The 11,609-nt window shown below is 65.7% G+C and carries 9 protein-coding genes and 1 other RNA gene; 9 read left to right on the top strand and 1 reads right to left on the bottom strand.

Annotated features, from left to right (window positions below):
- Positions 1 to 73: 73 nt before the first annotated feature.
- The 9 genes from J7396_RS14190 to J7396_RS14150 all read left to right on the top strand — a co-directional run bounded on the left by J7396_RS14190 (position 74) and on the right by J7396_RS14150 (position 10,431).
- A complete protein-coding gene (locus J7396_RS14190; protein ID WP_209261618.1) occupies positions 74 to 1,189 on the top strand; it encodes a polyamine ABC transporter substrate-binding protein in 1,116 nt (371 codons plus the stop codon).
- 249 nt (positions 1,190 to 1,438) lie between these two features.
- Entirely contained in the window at positions 1,439 to 2,641 is a 1,203-nt protein-coding gene (locus J7396_RS14185; protein WP_065627966.1) for an HlyD family secretion protein, read from the top strand.
- Complete coding sequence (locus tag J7396_RS14180) at positions 2,638 to 4,224, top strand: MDR family MFS transporter (protein WP_209261617.1); 1,587 nt, start codon at positions 2,638 to 2,640, stop codon at positions 4,222 to 4,224. Before J7396_RS14185 ends, J7396_RS14180 begins: the two co-directional genes overlap by 4 nt.
- A gap of 4 nt (positions 4,225 to 4,228) precedes the next feature.
- Positions 4,229 to 5,719, top strand: a complete 1,491-nt coding sequence (locus J7396_RS14175) for an efflux transporter outer membrane subunit (protein ID WP_209261616.1) — start codon at positions 4,229 to 4,231, stop codon at positions 5,717 to 5,719.
- A gap of 113 nt (positions 5,720 to 5,832) precedes the next feature.
- On the top strand, positions 5,833 to 6,966 hold the full coding sequence (gene potA / locus J7396_RS14170; protein ID WP_008571333.1) for a polyamine ABC transporter ATP-binding protein: 1,134 nt from the start codon (positions 5,833 to 5,835) through the stop codon (positions 6,964 to 6,966).
- Positions 6,967 to 7,027: 61 nt separating this feature from the next.
- Positions 7,028 to 7,103: non-coding RNA, sX9 sRNA (locus J7396_RS14165), on the top strand.
- A complete protein-coding gene (locus tag J7396_RS14160) occupies positions 7,095 to 8,006 on the top strand; it encodes an ABC transporter permease subunit (RefSeq protein ID WP_029819636.1) in 912 nt (303 codons plus the stop codon). The genes J7396_RS14165 and J7396_RS14160 overlap by 9 nt, the downstream gene beginning before the upstream one ends.
- Positions 8,003 to 8,851 carry an ABC transporter permease subunit gene (locus J7396_RS14155; protein ID WP_011347786.1) on the top strand — a complete coding sequence of 283 codons (849 nt, stop codon included), beginning with the start codon at positions 8,003 to 8,005 and terminating at the stop codon, positions 8,849 to 8,851. Before J7396_RS14160 ends, J7396_RS14155 begins: the two co-directional genes overlap by 4 nt.
- A gap of 188 nt (positions 8,852 to 9,039) precedes the next feature.
- The gene (locus J7396_RS14150; RefSeq protein ID WP_170811214.1) at positions 9,040 to 10,431 is read left to right on the top strand and encodes an NAD-dependent succinate-semialdehyde dehydrogenase; all 1,392 of its coding nucleotides are present in this window, start codon (positions 9,040 to 9,042) and stop codon (positions 10,429 to 10,431) included.
- Between the two features lie 165 nt (positions 10,432 to 10,596).
- Here J7396_RS14150 and J7396_RS14145 read toward each other — a convergent pair whose 3' ends face one another.
- On the bottom strand, positions 10,597 to 11,598 hold the full coding sequence (locus tag J7396_RS14145; protein ID WP_011347784.1) for a magnesium and cobalt transport protein CorA: 1,002 nt from the start codon (positions 11,596 to 11,598) through the stop codon (positions 10,597 to 10,599).
- Positions 11,599 to 11,609: the final 11 nt, after the last annotated feature.

Here is an 11,609-nt window from a genome sequence, read left to right as displayed (position 1 = left end):
CGGGCGTGGTGAGTAGGCTGGGAAGAGACCGGATTCGATACCGGCCGCCCCATCGCGCTGCCTGGAGACCCACATGACGCTGCGACTGCTCACCCTGACGCTGTCCATCACCCTGTTGTCCGGCTGTGGCGGCGCTGGCGCGCCCGGCAAGACCGACGCGCAGGCCAAGGTGCTCAACGTCTACAACTATTCCGATTACATCGCCGAGGACACCATTCCCGGGTTCGAAAAGAGCACCGGCATCAAGGTCACCTACGACGTCTTCGACAGCGACGAAATGGTGGAAACCAAGTTGCTGGCCGGCGGCAGCGATTACGATGTGGTGGTGCCCACGCTGAACTTCTTCGGCCGTCAGATCCAGGCCGGCGTCTTCCTGCCGCTGGACAAGAGCAAGATCCCCAATCTGGTCAATCTGGATCCGGACGTGATGCGCCGCATCGCCGCGCAGGACCCGAACAATGCCTATGGCGTGCCGTACATGATCGGCACCACCGGCATCGGCTACAACGTCGACAAGCTCAAGGCGATCTTCGGCAACACCGATGTCGCCAACAGCTGGGATCTGGTGTTCAAGCCGGAGAATCTGTCCAAACTCAAGGACTGCGGCGTGACCATCCTGGACACGCCTTCGGACATGATTCCGATCGCGCTCAATTATCTCGGGCTCGATCCGCACAGCACGGCGCCGGCCGAGATCGAAAAGGCCGCCGCGCTGATCAAGGCCATTCGCCCGTACGTGCAGAACTTCCACTCCAGCCAGTACGTGACCTCGCTGGCCAACGGCAATACCTGCCTGGCGGTGGGCTGGTCCGGCGACATCATCCAGGCGCGCGACCGTGCCGTGGAAGCCGGCAACAACATCAAGGTGGCTTACGCCATTCCGAAGGAAGGCGCGCCGCAGTGGTTCGACATGCTGGCCATTCCCAAGGATGCCAAGCACCCTGACAACGCCTACGCCTTCATCAATTATCTGTTGAAGCCGGACGTGGCCGCGGCCAACACCAACTTCATCCATTACGCCAACCCGGTGCGCACGGCCACGCCGTTGGTGGATGCGGCGATCCGCAACGACCCCACCATCTACCCGCCGCCGGAAGTGACGGCCAAGATGTTTACCTACGCGATCAATCCGCCGGACGTGGACCGGCTGTACACGCGGCTGTGGACCGAGATCAAGACCGGGCATTGACCGGCTGCGTCGGCGGCGGGTGCTGCGCCCGAGCGCAGTGCGGCCCCGTGCGACGGCTCCTCCCACGGGCCACGCGCATGGCGTGGGAATGGCACCGTCGGGACTTGGTGGGCCGGTTGTTGGCCGGTCGGGTCATCACGCAATCTGTACCGGGCAGTTCAAATAATTGTATGGTTGCGCCGCCATTGCCGACGCCGCCGAGACGGCCGCTGCGTGGCGCGCCTCGCCCATCACACAGGACGCATCCTTTTGAGCAACCACGACCATCAGTCCAATGACGGCCAGTCCTCGGCCACGGATGCGCAGGGCGCCGGCGCGCGCGACGAGCAGCAGGCGCCCAAGCCCTCGCCGTTGAAGAACCCCAAGGTGAAGTGGACGCTGATCCTGGTCGGGGTGCTGGTGCTGATCCTGCTCGTGGTGTGGCTGGCCTATTACCTGATCAAGGGCCGCTACATGCAGGACACCAACAACGCCTATCTGCAGGCCGATTCGGTGGCGGTGGCACCGCGCGTCAGCGGCTACGTGACCAAGGTGCTGGTGAGCGACAACCAGATCGTGGAAGCCGGCCAGCCGTTGCTGCAGATCGACGATCGCACCTACCAGGCCACCCTGCAGCAAGCCGAAGCCGCCATTGCCGCACGCCAGGCCGATATCGTCGCCGCCACCGCCAATGTCTCCGCGCAGGAATCGGCGCTGCTGCAGGCGCGCACCCAGGTCACCGCCGCTGCTGCCAGCCTTAAGTTCGCCCAGGCCGAAGTGAAGCGCTTCGCGCCGTTGGCCGCCTCCGGCGCAGACACCCACGAACATCAGGAAAGCCTGCAGCACGATCTGGCACGCGCACGTGCGCAGTACGACGCCGCGCAGGCGCAGGCCAAGGCCGGCGAGAGCCAGATCCAGGCCAGCCGCGCGCAACTGGAACAGGCACAGGCCGGCGTGAAACAGGCCACCGCCGATGCCGACCAGGCGCGGGTGGCGGTGGAAGACACCCGTCTGACCAGCCGTATCCACGGCCGGGTGGGCGACAAGACCGTGCAGGTGGGCCAGTTCCTCGGCGCCGGCACCCGCACCATGACCATCGTGCCGCAGCAATCGCTGTATCTGGTTGCCAATTTCAAGGAAACCCAGGTCGGCCTGATGCGTCCCGGCCAGCCGGCCGAGATCGAGGTCGATGCGCTGTCCGGAGTGAAGTTGCACGGCAAGGTCGAGAGCCTGTCGCCGGGCACCGGCTCGCAGTTCGCCTTGCTACCGCCGGAAAACGCCACCGGCAATTTCACCAAGGTGGTACAGCGTGTGCCGGTGCGCATCCGTGTGCTGGCCGGTGAAGAGGCGCGCAAGGTGCTGGTGCCGGGCATGTCGGTGGAGGTCACCGTGGACACGCGCTCGGCCAAGGACGCCAAGCAGCGTGCCGAAGAAGAATCCGACCGCGTGCAGGAGCAGGAGCGCGCGCGATGAGTGCAGCGGCCGCCACCGGCCCGCGTGCCGGCGGCAGCGCCCAGCGCGAGAAGGCCGAGCCGGGCGCCTGGCTGGCGGTGCTGGCCGGCACCATCGGCTCGTTCATGGCGACGCTGGATATTTCCATCGTCAATGCCGCGCTGCCCACCATCCAGGGCGAGGTCGGCGCCAGCGGTACAGAAGGCACCTGGATTTCCACCGCCTACCTGGTGGCCGAGATCATCATGATCCCGCTGACCGGCTGGTTCGTGCGCACGCTGGGCCTGCGCAATTTCCTGCTGATCTGCGCGGTGATGTTCACCGCGTTCTCGGTGGTGTGCGGGCTGTCGACGTCGCTTTCGATGATGATCATCGGCCGCGTCGGGCAGGGCCTGGCCGGCGGCGCCCTGATTCCGACCGCGCTGACCATCGTCGCCACGCGGTTGCCGCCCAGCCAGCAGACCATGGGCACCGCCTTGTTCGGCATGACCGTGATCATGGGCCCGGTGATCGGCCCGCTGCTCGGCGGCTGGCTGACCGAAAACGTCAGCTGGCACTACGCGTTCTTCATCAACGTGCCGATCTGCGTTGGCCTGGTTGCGCTGCTGCTGCTCGGCCTCAAGCACGAAAAGGGTGACTGGGCAGGCCTGCTCGACGCCGATTGGCTGGGCATCTACGGGTTGACCGCGGGTCTGGGCGGGCTGACCGTGGTGCTGGAAGAAGGCCAGCGCGAGCGCTGGTTCGAATCCAGCGAGATCAATACCCTGAGCCTGCTTGCGTTGAGCGGCTTCATCGCCCTGGTGATCAGCCAGTTCCGGCGGCGCCCTCCGGTGATCCGGCTGTCGCTGCTGCTGCAGCGCAGCTTCGGCGCGGTTTTCATCATGGTCATGGCGGTGGGCATGATCCTGTTCGGCGTCATGTACATGATTCCGCAGTTCCTGGCGGTGATCTCCGGCTACAACACCGAGCAGGCCGGGTACGTGCTGCTGCTGTCCGGCCTGCCGACCGTGCTGCTGATGCCGATGATGCCCAAGCTGCTGGAAACGGTGGACGTGCGCATCCTGGTCATTGCCGGGCTGATCTGCTTTGCCGCTGCCTGCTTCGTCAATCTGTCGCTGACTGCCGACACCGTGGGCACGCACTTTGTCGCCGGGCAGCTGCTGCAGGGCTGCGGCCTGGCGTTGGCGATGATGTCGCTCAACCAGGCGGCGATCTCGTCGATGCCGCCGGAACTGGCGGGCGATGCCTCGGGCCTGTTCAATGCCGGCCGCAACCTGGGCGGCTCGGTCGGGCTGGCGCTGATCTCCACCTTTCAGGAGCGCCGCATGACCTTCCACACCGAAACCATCGGCAGCTCGATCACCGCCAATGCCAGCCGTGCACAGGAGGCGCTGGCCGGCCTGACCGCACAGATGCAGGGCAGCGCCGGCGGCGAGGCGGCAGCCCGCTCGATCGCCCAGTTCGCCCGCGTCGTGCAGCAGCAGTCCCTGGTGATGACCTATAGCGACCTGTTCTGGATCTTTGGCGTGATCGTGGTCTGCACGATTCCGCTGGCCTTTTTGCTCAAGCCGTTACCCAAGGGGGCGCACCTTGCAATGCACTGATTCCATGCGCCTGATCCGCATGCCGCTGGCTGCGGCGGTGGGCACGCTGCTGCTTGGCGGCTGCATGCTCGGCCCCAACTACACCAAGCCGCCAGCGGTTGCCGACGCGGCGATGCAGGCACCCGCCCTGCATCGTGCCAGCGGCGCGGACGTGGTCGCCGCCGCACCGCTGAACCATTGGTGGGAGGAACTGCACGACCCGCTCCTGACCCAGTTGGTCACCCAGGCCTTGGCCGACAGCCCCAACCTGCGCGCGGCACAGGCGCGGCTGCGTGCCAACCGCGCGCTGGCCCAGCAACGCCGCGCCGAGCGCCTGCCCAAGCTCAACGCCAGCGCGGTGTATGCCTACGCCGAACCGCCGCAGACCATTGTCGACACGCTCGGCGGGCTGCAACAGGGTCAACCCGGCCAGCCGCCGGCGGCCGGCAACCAGGCGCTGAACCTGGAAGAGACGCAGATCTACAGCGCCGGCTTCGATGCGAGCTGGGAGCTGGATTTCTTCGGCCGCCGCCGTCGCGCCGCCGAAGGCGCGCTGGCGCAGGCACAGGCCTCCGAAGCCGAGCTGGCCGATGCGCAGGTGCAGCTGGCCGCCGAAGTCGGGCAGGTCTATCTCAATTACCGCGGCTTGCAGGCGCGCCTGGCCATTGCCGATACCAACCTGGACAAGATCCGCCAGTCGCTGCAGCTGGTGCAGCAACGTCGCGGGCAGGGCGCCGCCTCGGACCTGCAGGTCGAGCAGATCGCCACCCAGGTGCAGCAGCAGGAGGCGCAACGCCTGCCGCTGGAAATGCAGGCGCAGGAAGCGCAGGACCAGCTGGCCCTGATGGTCGGGCGCGAGCCCGGCGCGCTGGATGCCCAGCTCAGCACGCCGCAGCCCTTGCCGATGCTGCCGACACAGGTGCGCGTGGACGATGCCGGCGCGTTGATCCGCCGGCGCCCGGACGTGCGCAAGGCCGAGCGCGAGCTGGCCGCCTCCAGCGCGCAGATCGGCGAGGCGTTGAACGGCTACTTCCCGCAGGTGAGTCTGCTGGGCGGGCTGAGCTGGGTCGCCGGCTCGCCGAGCGATTTCAATTCCGACGCGCTGACCACATTGGCGGTGCCGATGCTGCGCTGGTCGATCTTCGATTTCGGCAAGACCCGCGCGCAGGTGGAGCAGGCGCGTGCCGGCAATGCGGGGCGTACGGCAGCGTACGAAGGGACCGTGCTGGCTGCCTTGCAGGATGCCAATTCGGCGTTGGCGCGCTTCGGTTCGGCACGCAAGCAGCTGGTGGTCGCACGCCAGGCCGAAGCCTCGGCCACGCGCTCGGCCGGGCTGATGCAGCAGCGTCGCGATGCCGGTGCCACCTCATCGATCGATCTGCTGGATGTGCAGCGCCAGCAGTTGTCGGCGCAGGACGCTGCCGCACAGGCGCAGGTGCAGTTGCTGGTGAATTACGTGGCCCTGCAGAAGAGTCTGGGGCTGGGCTGGAGCGCACCGGCGCAGGACGCGCGCTGAGAGCAGCCAGGGCAATCTGTGACGCGGCAGCCCATGCGCGGCCGCGTCCGGGTTTTGCCATCATGGTCGGCATTGGCCGTTGTGGCGCATGCAATGCGCAATCGAGAGGTTCAATGGCATCCCCCGAGGCCACCCCGCAGCCCCACCTCACCGCTGGCGACGGCGGCTACCTGAGCATCGACGCGGTCCGCAAGGAGTTCGACGGCTTCGTTGCGGTCGACGACGTCAGCCTGCAGATTCGCAAGGGCGAGATCTTCGCGTTGCTCGGTGGTTCCGGTAGCGGCAAATCCACGCTGCTGCGCTGCCTTGCCGGGTTCGAGCGGCCGACCAAGGGGCGCATCGTCCTGGATGGTCAACCGATCGACGCACTGCCGCCGTACGAGCGCCCGATCAACATGATGTTCCAGTCGTACGCGCTGTTTCCGCATATGAGTGTGGAGCAGAACATCGCCTTCGGGTTGAAGCAGGAAGGCTTGCCCAAGGCTGCGATCGCCAGCCGCGTCGGCGAGATGCTCGAACTGGTGCAGCTTGGCGCGCTGGCCAAGCGCAAGCCGCACCAGCTCTCCGGCGGGCAGCAGCAACGCGTGGCCCTGGCGCGCTCGCTGGCCAAGCGCCCCAAGCTGCTGTTGCTGGACGAACCGATGGGTGCGCTGGATAAAAAACTGCGCTCGCAGATGCAGCTGGAACTGGTCAACATCATCGAAACCTCCGGCGTGACCTGCGTCATGGTCACCCACGATCAGGAAGAGGCCATGACCATGGCCACCCGGATCGCGCTGATGGACCAGGGCTGGATCCAGCAGGTGGGCACGCCCGATGAAATCTACGAGCAGCCGGCCAACCGGTTTGCGGCCGAGTTCATCGGCTCGGTCAATCTGATCGATGCGCTCATCGCCGACGACGCGCCCGAGTACGTCACCTTGAAAACGCCGGCGTTCGATGCCTGCATCCGCATCGGCCACGGCATCACCGGCTTCGAAGGGCAGGCAGTGGCGTTCGCGCTGCGCCCGGAAAAGCTCGCCATCGGCAAGGACGAGCCGGCCCAGGCCTGCAACAAGGCCCAGGGCGTGATCGAAGACATCGCCTATTTCGGCAGCCACTCGGTCTACCACGTGCGCCTGCCCAGCGGGGTCAAGCTGATGGCCAATTTCGCCAATCGCCAGCGCTGGGCCAGCGAAGCGCTGACCTGGGGCGACACCGTGTGGGTCGGGTGGGGCGAAGACGACGGCGTGGTGCTCACCGCATGAGAGCGGCCAGCAAAACTACTGCGCAGCCGCCAGGGGGGCGCGGCCGGTGCTCGGAATCCTCATGTACCACTCGTACACTGCGGTTCCTGCGCGCCGTCCGCGCCCCCCTGGCGGCTGCTCGCTACGTTCTGCTAGCCACTCTTAGCCGTGGCTTGCCGGGCGCGCGCTGGGGCGTGATCGCCGCACCGTATCTATGGCTGCTGGTGTTCTTCGCGATTCCGTTTTTGATCGTGCTGAAGATTTCCTTCGCCGAGCGCGCCACCGCGATGCCGCCGTATACGCCGCTATTGGCGGTTGCTGCCGACGGTGCGGTGAGCCTCAAACTGCATCTGGGCAACTATCTGGCCTTGCTGCGCGACAGCCAGTACGTGGCTGCGTACCTGAGTTCGATCAAGATCGCGGCCATTTCCACGGCGCTTGCGTTGTTGATCGGTTATCCGATGGCGTATGTGATCGCGCGCCTGCCGCTGGCCACACGCAACGTGGCGATGATGCTGGTGGTGCTGCCGTCGTGGACCTCGTTTTTGATCCGCGTATACGCGTGGATCGGCATTCTCGATGGCAATGGCGTGCTCAATCAGGTGCTGTTGGCGCTGGGTGTGATCAAGCAGCCGTTGCAGTTGTTGTACACGCCGATCGCCGCCTATATCGGCATCGTGTACTGCTATCTGCCGTTCATGGTGTTGCCGCTGTACGCCAACCTGGTCAAGCACGATCAGCGCCTGCTCGAAGCGGCCTACGACCTGGGCGCGCGGCCATGGCAGGCGTTCGCGCGCATCACCTTGCCACTATCGCGCAACGGCATCGTGGCCGGCTGCATGCTGGTGATGATTCCGGCGGTGGGCGAGTTCGTCATCCCGGAAATGCTCGGCGGGCCGAACACCCTGATGATCGGGCGCGTGCTGTGGGGCGAGTTCTTCAATAACCGCGACTGGCCGGTGGCAGCGGCCGTGGCCACGGTGATGCTGTTGCTGCTGTTGCTGCCCATCGTGATCTTCCACCGCTACCAGCAGCGTGAGCTGGAAGGGCGGCTGACATGATGCGCGCTTCGCGCGGTGGGCGCCTGCTCGGCGGCAGCGTGCTCGCGCTGGGTTTCGGCTTCCTGTACCTGCCGATCCTGTTGTTGATGGTGTATTCGTTCAACGCCTCGCGCCTGGCAACGGTGTGGGGCGGGTTTTCGACCAAGTGGTACGGCGAATTGGTGCGCGACCGGCAATTGCTCGACGCAGCCTGGGTCAGCCTGGAGGTGGCGTTCTGGACGGCCTGCGCATCGACGGTGCTGGGCACGATGGCCGCCATGGCGATGGTGCGCCTGCGGCGGTTTCCCGGCAAAACCCTGTTCGGCGCATTGATCACCGCGCCGTTGGTGATGCCCGAAGTCATCATCGGTCTGTCGATCCTGCTGTTGCTGGTGTCGATGGGGGGCGTGCTCGGCATCGCGCCGCGCGGCGCAGTGGCGATCTGGGTGGCGCATGTCACCTTCACCGTCTCGTTCGTGACCGTGGTGATTTCTTCGCGGCTGCAGGAACTGGACCGCTCGCTGGAAGAAGCCGCGATGGATCTCGGTGCCACGCCGCTGAACGTGTTTTTCCAGATCACCTTGCCGATCATCGCGCCGGCCCTGGCGTCGGGCTGGCTGCTGGCCTTTACGCTGTCGCTGGACGATGTGGTGATCGCCAGTTTCCTGGCCGGGCCCAGTTCCACCACCTTGCCGATCAAGGTGTTTTCGTCGGTGCGGCTGGGCATCAGCCCCAAGATCAATGCGCTGGCCACGGTGATGGTGCTGGCGGTGTCGATTGCCGCGGTGATTGGCTGGTGGCTGCTGGCGCGCAGCGAAAAGCGCCGCATGCGCGATGCGCAGCTGGCGTTGCAACGCGAAGGTTGAGCGCTTCAGCAGGGGGGGGCGCGAAAGGTGCAGAGGCGTGCGAGGGCAGGTAAGCCTTCGGCAGCACTGCTTCGAAAACCGATGCGGCTGCATGCACCCAGTGTGGCTGGCGGCCGTGGCGCTTGCGAACACAGTGTTGCAGCAGTTTCAGGCGATTGTGACGCGCCCCGAACTTGCCGGCGTCTAGCATGACCGCCTCGCAACAGGAGACCGTCATGTCCTACGACACCGTCAACCCCGCCAACGGCCAGGTCGAGCACACCCAGCAGACCCTGGACGCCGCTGCCATCGAAGCGCGTCTGGCCGCTTCCGCCAAGGCATTTCCGGCCTGGGCCGCGTTGCCGCTGGCCGAGCGTGGCGCCTTGCTGCGCCGCATTGGCGAGGAGCTGACCAAGCGCCGCGAGGACCTGCAACGCATCATGACCGCCGAGATGGGCAAGCTGCGCGCCGAGGCCCTGGCCGAAGTCGACAAGTGCGCGCAGGCCTGCGCGTACTACGCCGAGCACGCCGCCGACTATCTGGCGCCGCGCGACATTCCCACCGAAGCGCAATCCAGCTATGTGCGCTACGAACCGCTGGGCTGCGTGTTCGCAGTGATGCCGTGGAATTTCCCGCTGTGGCAGGCGTTCCGGTTCCTGGCACCGAGCCTGATGGCCGGCAACGTGTCGCTGCTCAAGCACGCCAGCAACGTGCCGCGCTGCGCTGACGCCATGAAAGAGGTGCTGGACGCCGCCGGCATTCCGCCGGGCGTGTTCGATGTCCTGCATATCGATAACGACCAGGCTGCCGATGTCCTGCGTGATGCCCGCATTGCTGCGGTAACGCTGACCGGCAGCGAACGCGCCGGTCGCTCGCTGGCCGCCAATGCGGGCGACCAGCTCAAGAAGTGCGTGATGGAGCTCGGCGGCAGCGATGCCTTCGTGGTGCTGGAAGACGCCGATCTGGAGCACACCGTGCCATCGGCCGTGCAGTCACGTTTCGACAATAGTGGGCAGACCTGCATCGCCGCCAAGCGATTCATCGTGGTGGATGCGATCGCCGACCGGTTCATCGAGCGCTTCGTGGCAGCGGCAGCCAAGCGCATCGTGGGCGACCCGCAGCAGGACAGCACCACGCTGGCGCCAATGGCCCGTGCCGACTTGCGCGAGGAATTGCACAAGCAGGTGCAGGCCAGCGTGGCGAAGGGCGCCAAGGTCTTGCTGGGCGGCGAACCGGTCGCCGGCTCGCATGCCGGTTATCCGGCCACCATCCTCGACAACGTCGCCCCCGGCATGCCGGCATACGACGAAGAATTCTTCGGCCCGGTCGCTTCGATCATCCGGGTGGCCGACGAGGCCGAAGCGGTGCGCGTGGCCAATGACACCAGCTTCGGGCTGGGTGGCAGCGTGTGGACGGCCGACCCCAAGCGCGGCGAGCGCGTGGCGCAGCAGCTGCAGTGCGGCGCGGCGTTCGTCAACTCAGTGGTCAAGAGCGATGTGCGCTTGCCCTTCGGCGGCATCAAGCGCTCCGGCTTCGGCCGCGAACTGGCCGAGCACGGCATCCATGAGTTCATGAACGTCAAGACGATCTATGTGGCTTGATGGCGGGGAATCGGGAATCGGGAATCGGGATTTGGGATTGGAGATTCGCAAGAGCAGGCGCTCGCGACTTATGAGCACCCTGGCCTAGGTTGAAAATCAACAACCGGCCAACTGCTCAAACCAATCCCGAATGCCCAATCCCGAATCCCGGGCCGCGCAGCGGCCCTATAGCCACTTGGCGCGCTTGAACAGGCGATACAGCACCAGGCACGAGCCCACGACGCCGGCGACCAGCAATGGGTAGGCGTAGCGGGCATCGAGTTCGGGCATGTGGGCGAAGTTCATGCCGTACCAGCTGGTAATCAGGGTAGGGGCGGCCAACAGGGCGGCCCAGGCACCGAGGCGCTTGACGGTTTCGCCCTGAGCGAGCGTCACCATCGACAGGTTGACGCTGAGCGCCGTGCCCAGCATTTCACGCAAGGTGTCGATGGCATCGTTGATGCGCACCGCGTGATCGAGCACGTCGCGCAGGTAAATGCCGACTTCTTCGTGGATCAGGGAGCCGGGATTGCGCTTGAGGTGCGAGAGCACGTCCTGCAACGGCGCCACCACCAGCCGCATCTTGTTGAGTTCGCGCTTGAGCTCATACAGGCGCACCACCGTCTCGCGCTTGTAGTCGTCGGCGAAGATGTCTTTTTCCAGACGTTCCAGCGTGTCGCGGAACTCGTCCATGATCGGCAGGTAATTGTCGACCACGAAATCGAGCACGCCGTACAGGCAGAACGACGCGCCCATGTGCAGCATCGCCGGCTCGCGTTCGACCCGATGCCGCACCGGCGCGTACGACAGCGACGCGCCATGCCGTACCGTCAACAGGAAGCGCCTTCCCAGGAACGCGTGCGTCTCGCCATAGCGGATGCGCTCGTTGACCAGCTGCGCGGTGTTGACCACCACGAACAGCGAGTTGCCGTAACTCTCGGCCTTGGGGCGCTGATGCGCCTTGAGCGCGTCTTCGATCGCCAGATCGTGCAGGCCGAATTCGTCCTGCAACTTGCGCAGCACCGATTCCTGCGGCTCGTACAGCCCCACCCAGACGAAGCCATCCGGCCGCTGCAGCACGTCGCTGATGTGCTCCAGGCTGATGTCGTGGCGCTTGCCGTCGCCGTCGTAATAAGCGCAGGTGATGACGCAGGACGGATTATCGGGATGATGGCCGTTGCTGTTCATGAGCGCATCCT

The sequence above is a fragment of the Xanthomonas sp. A1809 genome (assembly GCF_017746015.1).
Lineage (GTDB): Bacteria > Pseudomonadota > Gammaproteobacteria > Xanthomonadales > Xanthomonadaceae > Xanthomonas > Xanthomonas euvesicatoria.
The sequence above is the reverse complement of the archived record's forward strand: the minus strand, read 5'-3'. Positions and strand labels throughout refer to the sequence as shown.